Source organism: Mesorhizobium sp. B2-3-5 (genome assembly GCF_006442395.1).
In the GTDB taxonomy this organism is placed as follows: Bacteria; Pseudomonadota; Alphaproteobacteria; order Rhizobiales; family Rhizobiaceae; genus Mesorhizobium.
Genome location: NZ_VFVX01000004.1, coordinates 244,164 through 265,396, shown reverse-complemented (window position 1 = coordinate 265,396; position 21,233 = coordinate 244,164). Strand labels below are relative to the sequence as shown.

General features: G+C 63.2%; 17 protein-coding genes and 1 riboswitch. Of the genes, 10 read left to right on the top strand and 7 right to left on the bottom strand.

Annotated features, from left to right (window positions below; all coding sequences use genetic code 11):
- Positions 1–16: 16 nt before the first annotated feature.
- Positions 17–523, bottom strand: coding sequence for a hypothetical protein (locus FJ958_RS07720; protein WP_140741228.1), 507 nt, complete (start codon positions 521–523; stop codon positions 17–19).
- Positions 524–699: 176 nt separating this feature from the next.
- Here FJ958_RS07720 and FJ958_RS07715 point away from each other — a divergent pair, with 176 nt between their 5' ends.
- On the top strand, positions 700–1,581 hold the full coding sequence (locus FJ958_RS07715) for a DMT family transporter (protein WP_140741226.1): 882 nt from the start codon (positions 700–702) through the stop codon (positions 1,579–1,581).
- Between the two features lie 137 nt (positions 1,582–1,718).
- Here FJ958_RS07715 and dnaE read toward each other — a convergent pair whose 3' ends face one another.
- Positions 1,719–5,189, bottom strand: coding sequence for a DNA polymerase III subunit alpha (gene dnaE / locus FJ958_RS07710; RefSeq protein WP_181176324.1), 3,471 nt, complete (start codon positions 5,187–5,189; stop codon positions 1,719–1,721).
- 184 nt (positions 5,190–5,373) lie between these two features.
- Positions 5,374–7,386 (bottom strand): acetyl/propionyl/methylcrotonyl-CoA carboxylase subunit alpha, encoded by a 2,013-nt coding sequence (locus FJ958_RS07705; protein WP_140741222.1) that lies wholly within the window; start codon positions 7,384–7,386, stop codon positions 5,374–5,376.
- A 196-nt stretch (positions 7,387–7,582) separates the two neighbouring features.
- Between FJ958_RS07705 and FJ958_RS07700 the strand changes: the two genes are divergently transcribed.
- From FJ958_RS07700 to FJ958_RS07675, 6 genes are all read left to right on the top strand, one after another.
- The gene (locus FJ958_RS07700; RefSeq protein ID WP_140693774.1) at positions 7,583–8,710 is read left to right on the top strand and encodes an S-(hydroxymethyl)glutathione dehydrogenase/class III alcohol dehydrogenase; all 1,128 of its coding nucleotides are present in this window, start codon (positions 7,583–7,585) and stop codon (positions 8,708–8,710) included.
- 66 nt (positions 8,711–8,776) lie between these two features.
- Complete coding sequence (gene gfa, locus FJ958_RS07695) at positions 8,777–9,346, top strand: S-(hydroxymethyl)glutathione synthase (protein WP_140741220.1); 570 nt, start codon at positions 8,777–8,779, stop codon at positions 9,344–9,346.
- 62 nt (positions 9,347–9,408) lie between these two features.
- The gene (locus FJ958_RS07690; protein ID WP_140741218.1) at positions 9,409–9,870 is read left to right on the top strand and encodes a YaiI/YqxD family protein; all 462 of its coding nucleotides are present in this window, start codon (positions 9,409–9,411) and stop codon (positions 9,868–9,870) included.
- 191 nt (positions 9,871–10,061) lie between these two features.
- Positions 10,062–10,742: a DUF1345 domain-containing protein gene (locus FJ958_RS07685; protein ID WP_140741216.1), complete on the top strand. Its 681-nt coding sequence runs from the start codon at positions 10,062–10,064 to the stop codon at positions 10,740–10,742.
- An 84-nt stretch (positions 10,743–10,826) separates the two neighbouring features.
- Positions 10,827–11,708 carry a cytochrome b/b6 domain-containing protein gene (locus FJ958_RS07680; RefSeq protein WP_140741214.1) on the top strand — a complete coding sequence of 294 codons (882 nt, stop codon included), beginning with the start codon at positions 10,827–10,829 and terminating at the stop codon, positions 11,706–11,708.
- A gap of 1 nt (position 11,709) precedes the next feature.
- Complete coding sequence (locus FJ958_RS07675) at positions 11,710–12,501, top strand: molybdopterin-binding protein (protein WP_140741213.1); 792 nt, start codon at positions 11,710–11,712, stop codon at positions 12,499–12,501.
- 48 nt (positions 12,502–12,549) lie between these two features.
- Here FJ958_RS07675 and FJ958_RS07670 read toward each other — a convergent pair whose 3' ends face one another.
- On the bottom strand, positions 12,550–13,551 hold the full coding sequence (locus FJ958_RS07670; protein WP_140741211.1) for a hypothetical protein: 1,002 nt from the start codon (positions 13,549–13,551) through the stop codon (positions 12,550–12,552).
- Positions 13,552–13,851: 300 nt separating this feature from the next.
- Positions 13,852–13,938, top strand: a riboswitch (glycine riboswitch).
- A gap of 149 nt (positions 13,939–14,087) precedes the next feature.
- Here FJ958_RS07670 and gcvT point away from each other — a divergent pair.
- Genes gcvT through gcvP form a run of 3 tightly spaced genes read left to right on the top strand, consistent with a single transcriptional unit; the run spans position 14,088 to position 18,389 of the window.
- On the top strand, positions 14,088–15,188 hold the full coding sequence (gcvT, locus tag FJ958_RS07665; protein ID WP_140741210.1) for a glycine cleavage system aminomethyltransferase GcvT: 1,101 nt from the start codon (positions 14,088–14,090) through the stop codon (positions 15,186–15,188).
- A 5-nt stretch (positions 15,189–15,193) separates the two neighbouring features.
- Positions 15,194–15,562 carry a glycine cleavage system protein GcvH gene (gcvH, locus tag FJ958_RS07660; RefSeq protein ID WP_140741208.1) on the top strand — a complete coding sequence of 123 codons (369 nt, stop codon included), beginning with the start codon at positions 15,194–15,196 and terminating at the stop codon, positions 15,560–15,562.
- Between the two features lie 16 nt (positions 15,563–15,578).
- Positions 15,579–18,389 carry an aminomethyl-transferring glycine dehydrogenase gene (gcvP, locus tag FJ958_RS07655; RefSeq protein WP_140741207.1) on the top strand — a complete coding sequence of 937 codons (2,811 nt, stop codon included), beginning with the start codon at positions 15,579–15,581 and terminating at the stop codon, positions 18,387–18,389.
- Positions 18,390–18,445: 56 nt separating this feature from the next.
- On the opposite strand, the gene FJ958_RS07650 is transcribed toward gcvP, so the two are convergent.
- From FJ958_RS07650 to FJ958_RS07640, 3 genes are all read right to left on the bottom strand, one after another.
- Entirely contained in the window at positions 18,446–18,919 is a 474-nt protein-coding gene (locus FJ958_RS07650) for a tetratricopeptide repeat protein (RefSeq protein ID WP_140741205.1), read from the bottom strand.
- 378 nt (positions 18,920–19,297) lie between these two features.
- Positions 19,298–20,263 (bottom strand): type II secretion system F family protein, encoded by a 966-nt coding sequence (locus FJ958_RS07645; RefSeq protein ID WP_140741203.1) that lies wholly within the window; start codon positions 20,261–20,263, stop codon positions 19,298–19,300.
- A gap of 1 nt (position 20,264) precedes the next feature.
- The gene (locus FJ958_RS07640) at positions 20,265–21,230 is read right to left on the bottom strand and encodes a type II secretion system F family protein (RefSeq protein WP_140741201.1); all 966 of its coding nucleotides are present in this window, start codon (positions 21,228–21,230) and stop codon (positions 20,265–20,267) included.
- Between the last annotated feature and the right edge of the window lie 3 nt (positions 21,231–21,233).

Here is a 21,233-nt window from a genome sequence, read left to right as displayed (position 1 = left end):
AATATCAATGCACCCGTCAGGTGCGCTTCAGATCGATGCGACTGGTCACCACGTTCTTGCCGGTTTTGGGATCGTGGTCGGTGACGGTCAACAGAATGCCGTCGGTGCCTTTTTTCTCCACGGTCAATTGCGAAACGCTGTTGCCATTGACGGGCTTGGCCCAGCGGATGGCAAGATTGATCGCGTTGCCGGAGCGGCTGCCGTTGAGCTGCGCCGGACCAGTGCGCGATCCCACATAGACGCCGCTGTATCTGGTGCCACTGGTTTTCAGATGCGCGCTGATGGCGCGGCTCACCAGGATAAGGCCGCGGCAGTTGCCGTCGAGCGACAACGAGGATGATGTCGAATCCGATTTGAATGTGCAGGAGACGCTGACGGTCGGGGCCTCTGTCGTCACCTGGACAGCCCCCTTGCCGGCGAAATTCCCCTTAAAGGACTGGAGAAATTTGGCCTCGTCGGCATGTGCCGCATTGGCAGCGACCAGCAGGCACCCGCAAAGCACAAATCGCGCTGGTGACATCATCGACCCTCTCCTCGTCAGGTGGTTATCCATCAGGTGAGCCCCACGTCTCAACGCCCCTTCCGTCATCAAGTTCCGTCTGCGAAACGACCGTTTCGGACCAGCACCACCGCAACTGGCCCAGAAGAATGGCGCGGCTAGCGATTGCCCCGTCAGCCACCGCCTGCGAGATAGCTGACATGGCACCCACCCCTTCGATCACCAAGGCCGCGTTCTGGATGGCGCTGTCGATTGCCTCGTTCCTGGCGATGTCGGTCGCTGGCCGCGCCACGACAGCCGAGCTCAACGTCTTCCAGGTGCTGGAACTGCGTTCGGTGATCGGCTTTTTCATCCTGTTGCCGCTGGTGATGACGACGGGCGGATTTGCGGCAATGCGCACGCAGCGACCCCTCGCCCACATCGCCCGCAATGTCGTCCACTACAGCGGTCAGGCGGCGTGGCTCTACGCGCTGACGCTGATCCCGCTGGCGGTGCTGATCTCGATCGAATTCACGACGCCGATCTGGACGGCAATCCTGGCCGTGACCTTCCTTGGCGAAAGGCTGAACCGCCCCAAGCTTGCGGCGGTCGTGCTGGGACTGATCGGCGTGGTGATCATCGTCCGTCCCGGCGTCGACGCGGTCGATCCCGGACATCTGGTCGTGCTGGGCGCCGCGGTCTGTTTCGGCGCCTCGTTGGTTCTCGTCAAATCGCTGACGCGCACCGACAGTGTCGTGCGCATCATTTTCTGGATGCTGATCATCCAGTCCGCCGTTGGCCTCATCCCGGCGCTCTATGTGTGGCGCAACCCATCGCTTGAACTCTGGCCGTGGATCCTGCTGATCGCCTTCAGCGGCATGTCGTCGCATTTCTGCATGGCCCGCGCGCTCACCTATGCGGACGCGACCGTCATTTCGCCTATGGATTTCCTGCGCGTCCCCTTGTCGGCGCTGGTTGGCTGGCTGCTCTATAGCGAGCAGATCGACGCCTTCACCGCGGGCGGTGCGCTGCTCATCCTGATGGGCAACCTGCTCAATCTGCAGCGCAAACCGGTACAGCCGGCTGAAGTGGCGGCATCGTAGGCCGACCAGCCTCTTGGCGCAGCCGCGCCGGTGCGGAACGGTCTCTCGATGCGACCTTGTCCGAAGCCTTGTTGCCGATCACGGTGATATAGGCGGCAGCCGCCGCCCGATGTGTGGTCACCTGGCAAAGGCGGCGATCACACCAGTTCCACTTCGACCACGCCCGGCACCGCGCGCATCGCCGAGGCGATCTGCGGCGAGACGCGGTAGCCGCCCTGCAAGGCAATCTCGATCTCGCCCTGCGCCTCTTCCTTGATCACGATAATGCTGACCTGGCTTTCGCCGCGCTGGGTGAGTTGGGACTGGATCATCGACGCCGGTCCTTCGTTCCTGACGAAAATGCGCAGCGCCTTCTGGATGCGGCTTGCCTCGTCCTCCAGCGATTGCACGGAGTTGATGCGCAAATTGACGCCCTCGGGCCTGTCCTCGGCGGCGACCTGGATGACGACGGAGCGGCCGGGCTCCAGGAAGTCGCGAAACTGGGCCAATCCTTCCGAAAACAGCACGGCCTCATACTGTCCCGACGTGTCGGAGAACTGCACCACGCCCATCTTGTTGCCGGTGCGTGTCTTGCGCTCCTGCTTGGTCGTCACCGTGCCGGCAAGCCGGCCGGCGGTGGCGCCCCGCTTGACGGCGGCCGAGAACTCGCCCCAGGTCTGCACCCGCATCTTCTGCAGCGCCGCCTTGTACTCGTCGAGCGGATGGGCCGAGAGGTAGAAGCCGACGACCTGGAATTCGCGGTGCAGGCGGTCGGCCGCAAGCCAAGGATCCGTTGCCGGCAGGTTGAGCGCCTGCGACTGCGCTCCCAGCGAGGCGCCGAAAATATCGGCCTGGCCGGAAACGGCGTTCTGCTGGGCAAGTGAAGCCAGCCCCATCATCCGTTCGACGCCGGCCATCATCTGAGCGCGGTCGTGGCCGAAGCAGTCGAGCGCACCAGCCATGATCAGGCTTTCGAAGACACGTTTGCCGACGATCTTGGGATCGACCCTTTCGCAGAAATCGGCAAGGTTCTTGAACGGCTTTTCACCTCGCACGGCCACGATATGCTCGACCGCCGCGTCGCCGACGCCCTTGAGTGCGGCCATCGAATAATAGATGCGGTTCTCGCCAACCTCGAAGGGACGAAAACTCGTCATCACGGACGGCGCCAGCACCTCGATGCCGAGGCGCAATGCATCCTGGCGGAAATCTGCGAGCTTGTCGGTGTTACCCATGTCGAGCGTCATCGATGCCGCCAGGAACTCGACCGGGTAATGCGCCTTGAGATAGGCCGTCTGATAGGAGACCACGGCGTAGGCGGCGGCGTGCGACTTGTTGAAACCATAATCGGCGAACTTGGCCAGCAGGTCGAAAATGAAGTCGGCTTGCGGCTTGCTGACGCCGCGCTCGACAGCACCCGAGACGAAGCGCTCGCGCTGCTTGTCCATCTCGGCGCGGATCTTCTTGCCCATGGCGCGGCGCAGAAGATCGGCTTCGCCGAGCGAATAGCCCGACAGCTCCTGCGCGATCTGCATGACCTGTTCCTGGTAGACGATGACGCCTTGCGTCTCCTTCACCAGATGGTCGATCTTGGGATGGATCGAGGCCATCTCCTCCTCGCCATGCTTTCTGGCGTTGTAGGTCGGGATATTTTCCATCGGGCCCGGCCGGTAGAGCGCGACCAGCGCGATGATGTCCTCGATGCAGTCGGGCCGCATGCCGATCAGCGCCTTGCGCATGCCCGCACTTTCAACCTGGAACACGCCAACCACCTCGCCGCGCGACAGCATGGCGTAGGTGTCGGGATCATCGAGCGGGATTGTCGCCAGATCGATGTCGATGCCGCGGCGGCGGATCAGCTTCACCGCCGTCTCAAGCACCGTCAGCGTTTTCAGGCCGAGGAAGTCGAACTTCACCAGCCCGGCCTGCTCGACATATTTCATGTTGAACTGGGTGACAGGCATGTCCGAGCGCGGATCGCGGTACATCGGCACCAGCTCCGACAGCGGACGGTCGCCGATAACGATGCCGGCGGCATGCGTCGAGGCGTGGCGATAGAGCCCTTCCAGCTTCTGCGCCATGTCGAGCAGCGTCTGGACGATCGGCTCCTTCTCGGCCTCCTCGGCAAAGCGCGGCTCGTTGGCGATGGCGTCGGCGAGCTTGACCGGATTGGCCGGGTTCTGCGGCACCATCTTGGACAGCTTGTCGACCTGGCCGTAGGGCATCTGCAGCACGCGGCCGACGTCGCGCAGCACGGCCCGGGCCTGCAGCGTACCGAAGGTGATGATCTGGCCGACCTGGTCGCGGCCGTATTTCTGCTGGACATAACGGATCACCTCTTCGCGGCGGTCCTGGCAGAAGTCGATGTCGAAGTCGGGCATCGACACGCGGTCCGGATTGAGGAAGCGCTCGAACAGCAAGGAGAATCGCAGCGGATCGATGTCGGTGATGGTCGTCGAATAGGCGACCAGCGATCCGGCGCCCGAACCACGGCCCGGACCGACCGGAATGCCCTGTGCCTTGGCCCATTTGATGAAGTCGGCAACGATCAGGAAGTAGCCGGGGAACTTCATCTTCTCGATGATGCCGAGCTCGAATTCGAGCCGCTCGCGATATTGCTCGACCGTGTAGCCCGGGGTCGGTCCATGCAGGGCAAGGCGCGCGTCGAGCCCCTCTCGCGCCTGCCGGGCGAGTTCCGCGGCCTCGGCCTTTTCGGCCGCGTCCTTGTCGGCACTGTCGCCGCCGGTGAAGCGCGGCAGGATCGGGCTGCGGTTTTTTGGGTAGTAGGAGCAGCGCAGCGCGATTTCGACTGTGTTGTCGATCGCTTCCGGCAGGTCGGCGAACAGCTGCGACATGTCGGTCTGGCTGCGCAGGAAATTGTCCGGCGACAGCCGGCGGCGGGTGTCGACGGCGACGACCGAGCCTTCGGCAATGGCAATCAGCGCGTCATGCGCCTCATAATCGTCGCGCGATGAAAAAAACGCCTCGTTGGTGGCGACCAGCGGCAACTCGTGCGCATAGGCCAGATCGATCGTCGAATGTTCGATCATCCGGTCGTAGCCGGCAACCCGTTCCAGTTCGACATAGAGGCGGTCGCCGAACATCGCCTTGAGCGTCAAAAGCCGCGTCTCGGCAAGATCGCGGCGATCTTCCTTCAAGGCGCTGCCGATCGGGCCGCGCGGTCCGCCGCTGAGGCCGATCAGCCCATCAGCCTGCCCCTCCAGCATCCCGGTGGTCAGGTGCACGGCTTCGCCGGGTGGCGTTTCCAGGTAGACGCGGCTGACAAGCCTGACCAGATTGGAATAGCCGGCTTCGGTCGCCGCGATCAGGACGACCGGCCGCATCTCCGGGCCTTGCCGCCGGCGGTCGCGCTGGCCGTCGCTGTTTTCGCCGGAAAAGGCGAGCGCGATCTGGCAGCCGATGATCGGCTGGATGCCGTCCTTGACCGCCTTCTGGGCGAATTCCAGCGCGCCGAACAGATTGTTGGTGTCGGTGACGGCGATCGCCGGGGCTTCGTCTTTCAGCGCATGGCCGACGATCTTGCCAAGCTGAAGCGCGCCCTCGAGCAGCGAATAGGCCGAATGCACCCGCAGATGGACGAACGGCCGCACGGGCGCCTTCGGCGGCATGGCCGCAATCGCGGCTTCGCGCTTCAGGGGATCGCGTGGAAGTCTCTCATCCGCCATGGTTTCTCGCGCTGCCCGTAACACTTGAGTCGATGGAGATGTATTGTCCGGGACCGGACGATACCAGTCCAGCACAAACGACCACCAGCCACAGGCTTCCGCGACCTGCCCGGCTGGCCTCAGTCTCTCAGGCGAATTCCATGATCACCGCGTCGACAGCCAGGCTGTCGCCCGGCTTGGCATTTAGTTTCGACACGACGAGGTCGCGTTCGGCGCGCAGCACGTTTTCCATCTTCATCGCCTCGACCACGGCCAAAGTCTCGCCGGCCTTGACCTCCTGGCCCTCGGCAACGGCGATCGACACGACAAGGCCAGGCATCGGGCAGAGCAGCAGCTTCGACGTGTCTGGCGCCACCTTTTCAGGCATCAGCCGTTCCAGCGCCGCGGTGCGCGGCAGCATGGCGCGCGCGGTCACCGACATGCCTTTCCAGGCGATGCGGAGGCCGTTGGCAACCGGACGGATCTGGGCGACGACCTCGCGCTTGCCGACCGTGCCGCGCCAGATGAGGTCGCCTGGCCGCCAGTCGGACGAAACGGTCAGCGCCTTGCCGCCGTCGATCGACAGGTCGATCTCCATCGGAATGGAAATCATGCCTTCGAGGATGGCCGCCGGCAGATAATTCTCGCCGAGCTTAACCACCCAGTCGCGCTTGAGCGCCCCCGAATGCGGCGCCAGGCGCCCACCCAAACGGTCGAGCCGGTCGCGGCGCAGCAGTTCGACCGCGGTCGCGATCGAGGCCAGCACGGCCTTTTCCTCGCTGTTCGGCACGATGGGCGCAAAACCATCGGGATATTCCTCGGCGATGAACCCGGTCGATATCGCCCCTTCCCGCCAGCGCGGGTGCTGCATCAGCGCCGCCAGGAACGGAATGTTGTGCTCGATGCCGTCAACCACAAAACTGTCGAGCGCTTCCGACATGGCGTCGATGGCTTCGAGCCGCGTCGGCGCCCAGGTGCACAGCTTGGCCAGCATCGGATCGTAGAACATCGAGATCTCCGAACCCTCGGTGACGCCGGTGTCGTTGCGGACGACGACATCGCCGAACTGTCCTTCCTCGGGCGGCCGGTAGCGGGTCAGCCGGCCGATCGACGGCAGGAAATTGCGGTAGGGATCCTCGGCGTAGAGCCGGCTCTCCACTGCCCAGCCGTTCAGCTTGATATCGCTCTGCTTCAAAGCAAGCTTCTCGCCGGCGGCGACGCGAATCATCTGCTCGACCAGATCGATGCCGGTGACGAGCTCCGTCACCGGATGCTCGACCTGCAATCGCGTGTTCATCTCAAGGAAATAGAAGTTCTTGTCCTTGTCGACGATGAACTCCACCGTGCCGGCGCTCTGATAGTCGACGGCCCTGGCCAGCGCCACCGACTGCTCGCCCATGGCCCTTCTGGTCTTGGCATCGAGGAATGGCGAAGGCGCCTCTTCCGCCACCTTCTGGTTGCGGCGCTGGATCGAACATTCGCGTTCGCCGAGGTAGAGCGCGTTGCCATGCGCGTCGGCCAGCACCTGGATCTCGATATGGCGCGGGTCGACGACAAACTTCTCGATGAAAACACGGTCGTCGCCGAACGAGCTCTTGGCCTCGGAGCGGGCCCGGTCAAACCCGTCGCGCACTTCCGACTGGTTCCAGGCGATGCGCATGCCCTTGCCGCCACCACCGGCCGAGGCCTTGATCATCACGGGATAGCCGATTTCGCCAGCGATCTTCTCCGCGTGGTCGGCATTCTCGATCACGCCGAGCCAGCCCGGCACCGTCGAAACCTTGGCGGCGTTGGCGAACTTCTTCGATTCGATCTTGTCGCCCATCGCCCTGATCGCCTTCGGCTTGGGACCGATGAAGACGATGCCTTCTTTCTCCAGGGCTTCGCAGAAGGCCGCTCGCTCGGACAGGAAGCCATAGCCCGGATGCACGGCCTGGGCGCCAGTCTGCTTACAGGCTGCGATGATCTTTTCAGGGACGAGGTAGCTCTGCGCCGCCGGCGACGGTCCGATATGCACCGCTTCGTCGGCCATCTCGACATGCACCGCGTCGCGATCGGCATCGGAATAGACGGCGACCGTGGCAATGCCCATCTTGCGTGCCGTCTTGATGACGCGGCAGGCGATCTCGCCACGGTTGGCGATCAGGATCTTGGTGAACATGCGGATATCCCTCGGGTCGGCCGTTCCTTTTATGACCTGTGCTGGCGCGGTCAAGCCGGGTGGGTCAATCGCCGTCTTTCAATCGGTTAGGGAATAAAATTCTGCACGCTGGCCCAAGTGTGCAACCAGCTAGCAGTTGATCGTCGGGGCAAAACCTGAAAGCCTGCGCAAAAATCGCCTTTGGAGGAATTGCCTGATGAAAACGCGCGCCGCTGTCGCCGTCGCCGCCGGAAAGCCGCTGGAGATCATGGAGGTCGACCTCGACGGTCCTCAGCCCGGCGAGGTGTTGGTCGAGATCAAGGCGACCGGCATCTGCCACACCGACGAGTTCACCCTGTCGGGCGCCGATCCCGAAGGCATCTTCCCGGCCATTCTTGGCCATGAAGGCGCCGGTGTCGTCGTCGATGTCGGCAAGGGCGTCACCTCGGTCAGGAAGGGCGATCACGTCATCCCGCTCTATACGCCCGAATGCCGGCAGTGCCCGTCCTGCCTGTCCAGGAAAACCAACCTCTGCACCGCCATCCGCGCCACCCAGGGGCAAGGCCTGATGCCGGACGGCTCGTCGCGCTTTTCCATCGGCAAGGACAAGATCTTCCACTATATGGGCTGCTCGACCTTCTCCAACTTCACGGTGCTTCCCGAGATCGCGGTGGCCAAGGTCAACCCCGACGCCCCCTTCGACAAGATCTGCTACATCGGTTGCGGCGTCACCACCGGCATCGGTGCCGTCATCAACACCGCCAAGGTCGAGCAAGGCGCCACCGCCGTCGTCTTCGGTCTCGGCGGCATCGGCCTCAACGTCATCCAGGGCCTGAAGCTTGCCGGCGCCGACATGATCATCGGCGTCGATCTCAACAACGACAAGAAGGAATGGGGCGAGCGCTTCGGCATGACGCATTTCGTCAATCCGAAGGAGATCGACGGCGACATCGTGCCTTACCTCGTCAACATGACCAAGCGCGGTGCCGACCAGATCGGCGGCGCCGACTACACGTTCGACTGCACCGGCAACACCAAGGTGATGCGCCAGGCGCTGGAAGCCTCGCATCGCGGCTGGGGCAAGTCGGTCGTCATCGGCGTCGCCGGCGCCGGCCAGGAGATCTCGACGCGGCCGTTCCAGCTGGTCACCGGCCGCAGCTGGATGGGCACCGCCTTCGGCGGCGCGCGCGGCCGCACCGACGTGCCCAAAATCGTCGACTGGTACATGGACGGCAAGATCCAGATCGATCCGATGATCACCCACACGCTGAAGCTCGAGGACATCAACAAGGGGTTCGACCTCATGCATGAGGGCAAGTCGATCCGAAGCGTCGTCGTTTACTGAAGCCAGCCACACGCCGCCAGCCAACCGGCCAGCGACCTCTGTGGTTCACAAACGGGAGGAAATGGAATGGCGGAGAAACTGCATCCAAAAATCGACAATGGGCTGCCCAAGGAGAGCGCGAGCTTTGCCGGCGGCACGCTGATCTGCCTTTGCACCAGCAACCCGGTGAAGGTGAAGGTCAAGGGCCAGATCGCCCACAACCACGCCTGCGGCTGCACCAAATGCTGGAAGCCGGACGGTGCGGTGTTCTCTGTCGTGGCCGTGGCCGGCACCGGCGATGTCACCGTCGCCGAAAATGGCGACAAGCTCAAGGTGGTCGACCCCGCCGCATTGATCCAGCGTCATGCCTGCACCGGCTGCGGCGTCCACATGCACGGGCCGGTCGAGCGCGATCATCCGTTCAAGGGCCTGACCTTCATCCACCCCGAGCGCTTCGAGGAGGACGGCTGGTCGCCGCCGGGCTTCACCGCCTTTGTCTCCTCGATCATCGAATCCGGTGTCGATCCGGGCCGCATGGACGGCATCCGCGGCCAGCTGAAGTCTATCGGGCTCGAACCCTATGACTGCCTCAACCCCGGCCTCATGGACTACATCGCCACCTGGACGGCCAAGAGGTCTGGCGCCCTGCCGGCATGATAGCTGAGATTCCAGGCGGGGGCCGGATATGTTTCCGGCCCCCGCACGTTCCTGGAGAGACAATGCCCGTACCCGCCATCTACGTCGATGCCGACGCATGCCCGGTCAAGGCCGAGGTCGAGAAAGTCGCCGACCGCCATGGCATCGTCGTCACCCATGTCTCCAATGGCGGCCTGCGGCCCTCACGCGATCAGATGATCCGCAACGTCGTCGTCTCCAAAGGCGCCGACGCCGCCGATGACTGGATCGTCGAGAACGCAAAGCCCAACGATGTCATAGTGACAGCGGACATTCCGCTCGCCGCCCGCGCGGTGGCGCTTGGCGCGCACGTGCTTGGGCCTACCGGACGCCCCTTCACGCCGGAAACCATCGGCATGGCGGTGGCCATGCGCGACCTCAAGCAGCATTTGCGCGAGACAGGCGAAAGCAAGGGCTACAATGCCAGCTTCGCGCCCCGCTCGCGGTTCCTCGGCGAGCTCGACCGTATCTTGCGGCGCGCGCTGAAATCCGCCACACCCAGCTGAAGCAATTCCAGGAAAAGTGCGTAGCGGTTTTCCGTCCGGAATTGCGTCAAAACGAGATAAGGCAATTCCAGGAAAGGCGCCTAGCGGTTTTCGTCCGGAATTGCGCCAAAACAAGAGATAGAGCGGTTCGCCGTTTCCGTGAAACGGTGAACTGTTCTAGAAGCAGAGCGCCATTCAGGGTGGAGACCGCCATGGCCGCCGAAACGCCTCCAATCAAGAAGCCGATGCAGCGGCACATGCTGTTTGTAATGTCGGCGTGTATTGGTGTCTTTGCGCTCCTTGTGGCGTTGCTCCTTCATGCCCCGCTTGCCTATTCGATCGGCGCCAACGCCTTCTTTGCCGCCTACGTCATACTGGTCGTCGCCCAGATGCCGAAGTTCACGGGCACCTATCTCAGCAAGAATGCGCGCGCTGCCGATCAGCCGGTGCTGGTCATCTTCGCGGTCACGCTGGTCGTCGTCGGCCTCGCCATCATCTCATTGTTCCTGTTGATCAACCAGAAGGACAAAGGTCATCCGATCGAACTCGGCTTCGCGCTGCTGTCGATCCCGCTCGGCTGGTTCACCATCCATGCCATGGCCGCGCTCCATTATGCCCATGTCTACTGGATGGACGGCGAAGAGGTCGATGCGGGAACCAAGAAGAAAATCCCCGTCGGGGGCCTGCTGTTCCCGGGCGACAAAAGGCCGGAAGGCTGGGATTTCCTCTATTTCTCCACCGTCATCGGCATGACCGCGCAGACCGCCGACACCAACATCTCGACAACGCATATGCGCCGTGTCGTGCTTGTCCACTCGATCCTGTCGTTCTTCTTCAACACGGTGATCGTCGCCGCCGCCGTCAACCTCGCCGTCAGCCTGGGCGGTTCGTAATAAATCCGTGATCGGATGAAACATCGTTTTGGATCGCAACGTATCAGGAGGACAATGGACGCGCAGGCCGGGAGACGAGAGAAGATGGAATCGGTTGCCAAAAGCGAACCCACCGCCGGATCGGACGCTCCAGCATCACGGGACAGGAACTTGATCTACCGTCAGTCGCGCTGGACGCGCACGACGCATTGGATCTGGGCCATCTCACTGTTTTTCATGCTGCTTTCCGGCCTGCAGATATTCAATGCCCGCCCACAGCTCTACATCGGCAAGCAGTCGGGTTTTGGCTACAACAACACCGTCTTCGCCATTGGCGCCGAGAATACCGACGCAGGGCCGCGCGGCTACACGGAAATCTTCGGGCACCGCTTCGACACGACAGGCGTGCTTGGCTGGTCGGGTCCGTCGGGCAACGAGACGGCGCGCGGTTTCCCTTCCTGGGCGACCATCCCTTCCTACTATGATCTCGGCACGGCCCGCGTGGTGCATTTCTTCTTCGCCTGGATCCTCGTGACGACGCTGATCGTGTGGCTGGTCGCCAGCCTGATCAACGGCCATATCCGGCGCGACCTTGCACCACGCCTCGACGACCTCAAGCGGCTGCCACAGGACATCGTCGATCATGCCAAGCTGAAGTTCCACCACACACGTGAATACAACACGCTGCAGAAGATGGCCTATGGCGGCGTGCTGTTCGTGCTCTTGCCGCTGATGGTCATCACCGGCCTTGCCATGTCGCCGAGCATGAATTCGGTGCTGCCGTTCCTGAACGACCTGCTCGGCGGCCGGCAGACGGCGCGCACCATCCATTTCACCGTCATGGTGCTGCTGGTCGCCTTCTTCGTTATCCACATCCTGATGATCCTCGCCGCCGGACCGATCAACGAGCTGCGCTCGATCATCACAGGCTGGTATCGCACCGATCCTCCAGCACCGGACGATGAAACAGCGCAGAGGAGTGCCTGACATGGCGAAGTTCCAGATCAGCCGCCGGAAATTCCTGACCGCCGCCAGCCTTGGCGCCTCAGGCATCATCTTGTCGGGTTGCGATGCCTTCGACAGCCAGCTGAGCATCGGCGACGGCCTGCGCAGCTTCCTCGAGAACGCCAATAATCTCACACATCGCGCGCAACGCCTGCTTGCAGGCCGCGATTCGCTTGCACAGGAATTCACCGAGGCCGATATCCGTCAGCCAATGCGGCCGAACGGTGTCACGGCGCCCGATGACGACGCCTACAAGGCCCTGCTCGCCAGCAATTTCGCCGACTGGCGATTGGAGGTTTCCGGCCTTGTCGAAAAGCCGCTGTCACTCAGCCGCGAGCAGCTCCAGAACATGCCGAGCCGCACCCAGATCACGCGTCACGACTGCGTCGAGGGCTGGAGCTGCATCGCCAAATGGACCGGCACGCCGCTGTCGCTGGTGCTGGACCAGGCGGTGGTGAAGCCGCAGGCGCGCTATGTCATGTTCCATTGTCTCGACACGATCGACCGCAGCCTGTCGGGCGACGTCAAATACTACGGCACCATCGACCTGATTGACGCACGCCACCCGCAGACGATCCTCGCCTATGGCCTGAACGGCAAGCCGCTGCCCGTCGAGAACGGCGCGCCGCTCCGCGTCCGCGTCGAGCGGCAACTCGGCTACAAGATGCCCAAGTATCTCTACAAGATCGAGTTGGTCGACGGATTCGCCGATGTCGGCGGCGGCCGCGGCGGCTACTGGGAAGACAATGGCTACGACTGGTATGGTGGTATTTGATAGTCAGAGAGAATAGTGCTCCGACGTCGACGGCTTAACAGCCAATACTCAAGCAACCTTTTCGAGCAGCGGCTTTAGGGCCGGATGGATTTCCGGCGAGGCATGCTTGATCAGGGTCAGCAGTGCACGCTCGTTTTCGTAGAGAGGCCGATTCAGCCCGATATGCTCGACCAGCCATTTGGCTTCGCCGGCATCGATCGTTTCGGCGCGCCGGGCAAAGGCCTCCGCCGCCCTGTTCTTCGCCTCCCATTCGACTTCGATGTCATCCGGGGACCGGTAGGCCTCGATGATTCCGGCAAGGCCACCGGAGACCATGCGGCTGAAGAAGCCGCCGATTTCCGGGTCGGCTTGATTGAAGAAGCTTTCCTGGCGCAATGCCACATCGCGGGTCGGCGCTTCATAACCGGCCGAGCACATGACGAAGTTGGCGATCGCCTTGACGAACAGCTCGTTCCAGGAGGGGTCGTTGTTGGCATGGGCAGTCTGTTCATTGATCCTGAACAGCACCTCGGCCTCGCCGCGGGTAATGGCGATGTTGCCGTCACCGCCATGGGCGTAGAGGATGCGGCGCAGGAGCTCGACCTCCGCCTTGGCGATCAATCCCGGAACCAGGGCGCCGCCCAGCATCAGCGGTCCCTTGCCGTCGATGACGGCGTGGGCGACTTGCTCGAGGGCGTAGACGCAGAGCCGGCCCGGCGACGATTTAGCCTCTTCCAGCACATGGACCAGCAATTCGAGTTCGGTTCCGCGGTCGACCATGCCGTCTCGCGAGATCGTGCGGATCAGCCAGTCGGCATTGTCTTGCGAGATGTAGCCCTCCGGCCTTTCCTGATGGACGATGTAATCGGTCACTGCCTCGACAAAGAATGGCGCCCACTCCGCGCACTTGTTCCGCGCCGTCTGGTCGAGCGCGAACAGCGCCTCCGCCTCGCCGCGCGTGACCACACCATCGGCGAACACGTCGCGGCGCAGCATCACCACATCCTCCGGAGCAATGCTAATCTTTGATGTCAGCCCCGCCACCGGCGCGCTCATGATCAATTCGCCCATTTGTCGTCCCCGTCCGCGCAACGCGTCACATCGGCCTGCTGTATCAGGAATGTCTTGAAAAACGGGCAAATGGCGTGGTTAGCAAAGACTTGTCGGCCAATGTATGTCGCCCAAAAGCAGGCCCTCGGGCTCGACCCGAGGTGTGCAGCGGTTTTGGGAGAGCAACATGCATCAGAACAAATATCCAACGCGCATCGCCCAAACCCGCTTCAGCACGACGCGCTTTAGATGTCGCTGGGAGGTGACAAGGTGTCGCCGACGGGCTATGGATGGCGCGTCGAGGGCTCAGGCTTTGAGTCCTACCTGTTTGCGGGAGAGAGCAGCGAGAGCTGCCGCCGAAGGGGAAATCGCCCGAAATCTCTCAGGCAAAAGAACCGTGGACGGGAAAGACACTCTGGAAAGTCGGGGCTTGCCCCCGCGCCGAAGGTGTAAGCGCCGCTGACAGAGTTCCGGCTGCGCGAGTCTCTCAGGCTTCAGACAGAGGGGCACGGACTGGTCGCCATTCGCGGCCGATTGCGTGCGACTCTGGAGACGACATGACGGGCAACGACGATAAACACCTTCCCCTCGAGGATATCCACACGGCCGCAGGCGCGCGCTTCGGCGCCTTTGCCGGCTGGTCGATGCCGCTGACCTACCCGGCCGGCGTCATGAAGGAACATCTGCATACCCGCGAGCACGCGGGTCTCTTCGACATCTCGCATATGAAACTGTTCGTGGTCAGCGGGCCGCAAGCCGTTGCGCTGCTCGACCGCGCCTGCCCGCTGGACGCCGGCGCGCTCGAAATTTCGCAATCCAAGCTGACGTTCTTCCTCAATGAAGCCGGCGGCATCCTCGACGACCTGATCGTTACCCGGCTCGGCGCCGATCGCTTCATGGTGGTCGCCAATGCCGGCAACGCCGTCGCCGACGAAAAGCACCTGCGCGAACTTGCAGCCGGTTTCGACGCCATGGTCGAGCCGCTCGACCGCGTCTTCCTGGCCATCCAGGGGCCCGAGGCCTGGGCAGTGCTGTCCCGTGCGGGCATCGAAACCGGCTCGTTGCTGTTCATGCATGGGGTCGAGCCGCGAAAGGACTGGTTCATGAGCCGGTCCGGCTATACCGGCGAGGATGGTTTCGAGATCGGTCTTCCGGAGACCGATGCGCGCGACCTCGTCGCGAAGCTGCTGGATGATGAGCGCGTGCTCTGGATCGGTCTTGCCGCGCGCGACAGCCTGCGGCTGGAGGCCGGACTTTGCCTGCATGGCCAGGATATCGCACCGGAGACAGACCCCGCCGCCGCCGCGCTGATGTGGGCGATCCCGAAGGACACCAGGGCTTCCGGCACCTTTATCGGTGCCGACGCCTTGCGCGCCGCCGTGGAACGCGGCCCGGCGCAAAAGCGCGTCGGGCTGAAGCCGGAAGGCCGCCAGCCGGTGCGCGCCGGCGCCGCGCTCTTTGACGTCCACGGCCACCCCGCCGGCCATGTCACGTCGGGCGGCTTCGGCCCCTCGGCCGGTCATCCGGTCGCCATGGGCTATGTCGCCGCGCCGCTGGCAAAGCCCGGAACCCGGGTCTTCGCCGACGTGCGCGGCACGAAAATCCCGGTCGATATCAGTTCCCTGCCCTTCACTCCCCATCGCTACCGCAAAGGATAAATTTCATGGCAAAGACCTATTTCACCGCCGATCACGAATGGCTCAGTGTCGAAGGCGGCGTCGCCACGGTCGGCATCACCGACTATGCCCAGGAGCAACTCGGCGACCTCGTCTTCGTCGAATTGCCCGAGACGGGAAGGAAGCTCACCAAGGGTGACACCGCCGTCGTGGTCGAATCCGTCAAGGCCGCCTCCGACGTCTATGCGCCGGTCGACGGCGAGATCACCGAGGCCAATGGCATGCTCTCGTCCGACCCGTCGCTGGTCAATTCGGCGGCGACCGGCGCCGGCTGGCTATGGAAGATGAGGCTCGCCGATGAAAGCCAGCTCGCCGGCCTGATGGATGAGACCGCCTACAAAGCCCATATTGGCTGATAGCAGGACGATAAAAATGACCGCAGCACCTACCCCCTTTTCCGCCCGCCATATCGGCCCCGGCATCAACGACGTCAGAGCCATGCTCGCCGTCATCGGCGTTCCTTCCGTCGAGACGCTGATCAGCCAGGCCGTGCCAAGATCGATCCGTCTCGACCAGCCCCTGGCCCTGCCCGCGCCCGCCAGCGAAGCCGAAGCGCTGGCCGAATTGTCGGCGACCATGGCCAGGAACACGGTGCTGAAGAGCTTCATTGGCGCCGGCTACCATGGCGTCCACGTGCCGCCGGTCATCCAGCGCAATCTGTTCGAGAACCCGGCCTGGTACACTGCCTATACCCCTTACCAGGCGGAGATCAGCCAGGGCCGGCTGGAAATGCTGTTCAATTTCCAGACACTGGTCACCGAACTGACCGGTCTGCCGGTCGCGTCGGCCTCGCTGCTCGATGAGGCAACGGCGGTGGCCGAAGCCGTCGGCATTGCCTTGCGCCACCATCGCGACAAGCGCACCAAGGTGGCGCTTGCCGGCACACCGCATCCGCAGACGCTGGATGTTGTGCGCACGCGCGCCGAGCCGCTCGGCATCGAGGTCGACGGCGAGACGATCGACGACAACACCGCCGCCCTGCTCGTCTCCTGGCCGGATACGTTCGGTGTCTATGGCGACCATAAGGCGGCGATCGAAAAGGCCCGCGCGACCGGCGCCATCGTCGTCTTCATTTCCGACCCGCTCGGTCTTACGCTGACCAACGCTCCGGCGAAACTTGGCGCCGATATCGCCGTCGGCCCGATGCAGCGCTTTGGCGTGCCGATGGGCTTTGGTGGCCCGCACGCCGCCTATTGCGCGGTCTCCGACAGACTGACGCGGCTGATGCCCGGCCGCCTCGTCGGCCAGTCGACCGACAGCAAGGGTCGTCCCGGCTATCGGCTTGCCTTGCAGACACGCGAACAGCACATCCGCCGCGACAAGGCGACGTCCAACATCTGCACCGCGCAGGCGCTGCTCGCCAACATGGCGACCGCCTATGCCATCTGGCATGGCCCCGCCGGGCTGCAGGCGATTGCCGGCCGCATCCATGGGCTCGCCAACCGCCTTGCGGCGGGCCTGAGAGCCGCTGGCCTGCCCGTGCTCGGCACAAGCCGCTTCGACACGGTGACGGTTGAAATGAAGGGCAAGGCGAAAGCGATCGCCACGGCCGCCGAAGAAACCGGCCGGCTGCTGCGCGTCATCGACGCCGACCATGTCGGCATCAGCTTTGATGAAACCTCGACCGAAGCCGATCTGGAGGCGATCGCCGCGCTGTTCGGCGCCAAGGCAGCCGGCGCCGCCGACGGCAGCATGCCTGGAAAAGGACGCGGCAAGGAGTTTCTCACCCAGCCGGTGTTCCACGAAAATCATTCGGAAACCGAAATGATACGCTTTCTGCGCCGGTTGGCCGACAAGGATCTTGCGCTCGATCGCGCCATGATCCCGCTCGGCTCCTGCACCATGAAGCTCAATGCCGCTGCAGAGATGATGCCGGTGAGTTGGCCAAGCGTCGCCAATCTGCATCCCTTCGCGCCGGCCAGCCATTCGGCGGGCTATCGCGCCATGGTCGGCGACCTTGAGGTCTGGCTGTCGGAGATCACCGGCTTCGACGCGGTAAGCCTGCAGCCCAATGCCGGCAGCCAGGGCGAGTATGCCGGGCTGCTGGCCATCTGCGCCTACCACCGCTCGCGTGGCGAAGGCCATCGCACGGTCTGCCTTATCCCGTCCTCGGCGCATGGCACCAATCCGGCGAGCGCGGCGATGGCGGGCATGAGCGTCGTTGTCGTGCGCTGCACCGAGGACGGCAATATCGACATGGACGATCTCAGGGCCAAGGCCAACGAGCATTCCAGGAACCTCGCGGCGCTGATGTTCACCTATCCCTCGACGCACGGCGTCTACGAGGAAGGCGCGCGCCACCTCTGCGCCCTCATCCACGAGCATGGTGCCCAGGTCTATTTCGATGGCGCCAACTTAAACGCCCTGGTCGGCCTCGCCCGCCCCGGCGACATCGGCGCCGACGTCTGCCACATGAACCTGCACAAGACGTTCTGCATCCCGCATGGCGGCGGCGGTCCCGGCGTCGGCCCGATCGGCGTCAAGGCGCATCTGAAACCCTATCTGCCGGGCCATGTTACAGAAGGCTCAGGCCATGCCGTGTCGGCCGCACCGTTCGGCAGTGCTTCCATCCTGCCGATCACCTGGATGTACATCCGCATGATGGGCGCTTCCGGTCTCAAGCAGGCGACGGAGACCGCCATCATCTCGGCCAATTATGTGGCGACGCGGCTCGCGTCGTACTTCCCGCTCCTTTACAAGGGCAGGAGCGATCGTATCGCTCATGAATGCATCCTCGACACCCGCGTGCTCAAGGAGCGCGCCGGCATCAGCGTCGATGACATCGCCAAGCGGCTGATCGACTATGGTTTCCATGCACCAACCATGTCGTTCCCGGTCGCCGGCACGCTGATGGTGGAGCCGACGGAATCCGAGCCGAAAGGTGAACTCGATCGCTTCTGCGAGGCCATGATCGCGATCGCCGGCGAAGCGGCGAAGGTAGCAAAGGGCGAATGGCCGTTGGCCGACAACCCGCTGGTCAACGCGCCGCACACTGCCGCCGAGGCGCTGGCCGGCACGTGGACCCATCCCTATTCGCGGCTGGAGGCGGCCTATCCCGCGGGCAACGTGGATACCGCCGCAAAATACTGGCCGCCGGTGTCGCGCATCGACAATGTCGCGGGCGACCGCAACCTCGTCTGCTCCTGCCCGCCGCTGTCGGACTATCTGGGGGCGGCCGAATAGTAGTCTCTCGGCCTAAGCCGAACGCAAGGCCGGCTTGACCGGCTCGGCCTTGCCCATCAGCCCTTGTTCAGCAAGGCGAGATTTGCGTTGACAACCGTCGGATCGGCCATGCCGGCCTTGGCCTCGAGCAGCAGCGCCCTGGCCTTCTTCTTGTTGCCGCGCAACAGTTGCGAATAGCCCATATTGTTGACGATCTGTGGCCTGCGGCCGGCGACTTTCAGGAGTTGGTCGTAGGCGCGGTCGGCAAAGTCGAAGCGGCCGAGCTCGTCATAGGATGCGGCGAGCCCCATCCAGGCTTCCGCATTGTCGGCCTTCAATTCGACGGCCTTGCGGAAATGCTGTTCGGCCAGACCATAATTGGCGTCGCGAAACTGCGCTTTGCCCTGCGCCAGATCGGAGGTGTCGATGTTCTTTGCCGCAGGCTGAATGGCGGTAGTCTTGGTCGTGTCGACGTTGTTGTTCGTCGTACACCCGGTGATCATAAGGACGGCCGCCACGGTGGCTGCCGCCGCAAAATTTCTCTGACGCATGCCCTGCCCCGTCGCCCGATTTGTCGGGTCGTTCTTCAGCAAGGATGTTACAGCACAGCGGTTAAGCTTCGGTGCCGAAATGCAGCTAAGATTCGGTCTCCGAAAAACCGGCCGTTAACCACCAGGTGCCGGCCAAACAACGGGACAGTGCAACCGATAATTCAGGCGCCCACCCAAGCGCTAGAATGAAGTCGCTCAGAAAAATTGCATCGCTCTTGGCGACATGCTTGCCGCCATACATCGTCCTTTGCGCGGTGAAGGCGAATGTCGTCGCGCCGGGGTTGGCAATTTGGCCTTGATCGCGAACGCCATGCTTGTGGATTGCTCCGCGGACACGTCGGGATGAGTTCAGGCCGGGCTGAACTCATCCCGACGCATCTAGTGCCCGCCCGTCAATTTGACGATGATCGGAATGATCGCGATCATCAGCACCACCGGCAGGATGCACACCGTGACCGGCACCGACATCTTGGCCGGCAAGGCATGCGCCTTCTCCTCGGCCAGCGACATGCGCTTATGACGCATTTCGTCGGAGAAGACCCGTAGCGCTCCCGACAGGCTGGTGCCGAGTTCCTTCGACTGCTGCAGCAGCGTCGCGAAAGAACGCACCTCGTCCAGGCTGAGTCGATCGGCGAGCGCCTTCAGCGCGTCGTCAAGGCTGCGCCCGGCCCTCAATTCCAGCGACACCAGCTGCAGATTCTGGCTGAGCGCGGGATAGGTCTTGGCGAGTTCCTTCGAGACGCGCTCGACGCCCGCCTCCATGCTCATGCCCGCATCCGAGCACACGATCAACAGGTCCATGAAGTCAGGAAAGCCGTTGCGGTATTCGCGCATCTTCTCCCGCACTTTCTGGGTCAGCACCAGGCCGGGCAGGAAGTAGCCGGCCACGCCCGTCAGGATGACGAACGCCCAGCGGCTGGCCATCGTCGCGTCGGCGCTGGCCATCCAGCGGTTGATCACAAAGGCTCCCGTCGCGGCACCCATCAGTGCCGCGAAGCGAATGAGGAAGAACATGCCGACGGCGCGTGGCTCCATGTAGCCCGCCTGGATCAGCTTCATACGCAGCCGGGCAACATTTTCCGGATCGCTCTTGGCGTAGAATTCCTGCGCCCGTTTCACCGCCTTCTCGCGCACGACGCCGGCGTTCTTCTTCTGCACCGGCTCGGGTTTCGCGGCCACGCGACTGTCGTCAACCTTGAGGCGACGCTTCACGTCATTGCGATCACCCTTGGCAACCACCATCGGCCAGGCGACCGCGACAACACCCACGGCCAGAAGCACAACAGCCACCGGGATCAAGGAGGTCGGCGCAAGCGACGCGAGGAATTCTATGAAATCGCGCATGTCAGAACCTGAAATTCGACATCTTGAACATGATCAGATTGCCCAGCATCAGCCAGGTAACCGACCCGCCAAGCATGTACCAGGTTTTCGGCACCCCCCAGACGTCCCTGTAGAACCCCGGCATCAACGCCATGATGGCGGCAAACAAAAGCGCCGGTATTGCCGTCAGGATGTAGGCGGACAGGCGGCCTTCGGTCGAAATGGCGCGCACCTTGCGCCGCAGCTTGCCGCGCTCGCGTATTGTCGACGACAGGCCGTCGAGGATTTCACGCAGGTTGCCGCCCGAACTGGACTGGATCGAGACGGCGGTGACGAATAGCGGCAGGTCTTCGTGCCCCACACGATCGAACAGGTTGTTCAACGCCGAAACCAGATCGGAGCCATAGGTCACCTCATCGGCAACGACACCGAACTCGGTGCCGATCGGATCGGGCATTTCGCGCGACACCATGGCGATGGCCACCGGCACAGGGTGGCCGGCCTTGAGGCCGCGCGTAATCAACTCCAGCGCCTCCGGCAGTTGCATGCCGAAACGCTTGTGCCGCCGTTTGCGCATGAAGCGCATCGCGACCACCGGCAGCAGAGGCGCCAGCACGAAGAACAGGATGAGCCCCATGAGCAGCGGCAACCCATACCAGATGGCGACCAGGGCTGCGGCCATCGCCACGCCGCAGGTGATCGTCAGGAACTTCGACAGCGGCATGATCATGCCCGACTGTGTGCGCAGGGCACGGAATCGGTCCGGCGAGAACAGCGACGTGCCGGCATCGAGGCCGCGCTCCTTGCGCAGCTGGATCAGCACCTGTTCCTGGCTGATCTTGTTTTCCTGCAGCTTCATGCGCCGGTTGATGGCGGCGCGCTTGTCGCTGCGGCCAGCGTAGAGAAGATAACAGGCCTCGGCGATCAGGATGCCGGTCAGCGCTGCTCCGGCATAGACGACGTAGATCGCGCTGAATCCGTCGAACACTTG